General features: G+C 66.2%; 1 protein-coding gene. It reads left to right on the top strand.

Annotated features, from left to right (window positions below):
• Nucleotides 1–400: 400 nt before the first annotated feature.
• Nucleotides 401–1,173, top strand: a 773-nt coding sequence (locus J5V16_RS24020; protein WP_208499910.1) for a hypothetical protein, incomplete at its 3' end; no start/stop codon positions are given.

Genomic DNA, 1,173 nt, shown 5'->3' on the forward strand with positions numbered 1-1,173 from the left:
CGAGGTTCAAGCGGCAGCGACAAAGAGGCCCCATATCGCTTGCCCGCACTTCGGCCGCCCGGCCCGAATCGATAGGGGTTCAATCGGGCAGCGACAAAGAGGTCCCATTCCTCTCCGGCCGGACCTCGGCCGCCCGGCCCGATTCGGATGCGGTCAGAGCAGGCAGCGACAAAGAGGTCCGAGTGAGGCGCGGGTGTGCAATGCGGCCGCCAGGCAGCGCGCACTCCCGCGATTCACCTTGCGCTGCAGTCGTTCCCGCGCCCGATGCGAATGTCCCTCATGGATAAATCACTCCATCGAGTGATGACACCTCCACCCGACCCATGTCATCATTGAACTACGCACAAGCAAGCGAAAACAGCCAGGCCATTCGAGAACAGCGGAAGGAGGCGAGAGGCCGATGAGCAGCTGCACCAGCACCCCCGGTTCCGAACGCGCGGCCGCCATCCGCTCCGCTCTCGATGACGCCGCTTCCCTCATCAACGCCCAGCACGCCCAGGTCCTGTTCTCGGTGATCGAGATGAAGGAAGCGAACCTCCATCGCTCCGCGTTCGGCTTCTCCGCCCTACGGGATCTGCTGCTGTCCCAGTTCGACTTCACCTACAACACGGCAGGATCGATCGCGGCCATCGCACGGCTCTCGGGCAAGTTCACGATCCTGGCTCGGGCGGCAACGACAGGGAAAGCGAGGATCGACCAGGTCGCCTACGCCGTCCGCCAGCTCGAGCAGACCCCGGCCATGCGCCTGTTCGCCCGCACCCCCTTCCAGGCACCAGTCCCCTCCCCCTTCGATGCCTCGGTGGAATGCGCGACCCCGGAGGCGATGGTCGCCGAGTACTGCGCCCACGCCACCTTCAAGGAACTGCGCCGCCACCTCGATGAGCTGTGGGCCTCGATCGCTGAGGAGGCCGAGCTGTTCGATGAGCTGGGCGAGCAGTCGATGCAGCGCCTCGAACTCACCCCGCAGGGCAACGGCATGTGGGCGCTCGAAGGCCAGCTGTGCGAGGCCACCGGGCGTCTCCTCGACAAGTACCTCCAGACCGCCTGCCCGCCCCCTCGCCAGGAAGACACCGAGACCGATGAGGGTGGGGAAGGGCTCCTTCCTGCGCAGGCGAACCGTAACGCCGAGGCCCTGCACCAGCTCCTCGCCGGGTACGGCTCCTCCCCCCAGGC

Source organism: Glycomyces niveus, from assembly GCF_017592475.1.
GTDB classification, from domain to species: Bacteria; Actinomycetota; Actinomycetes; order Mycobacteriales; family Micromonosporaceae; genus Glycomyces; species Glycomyces niveus.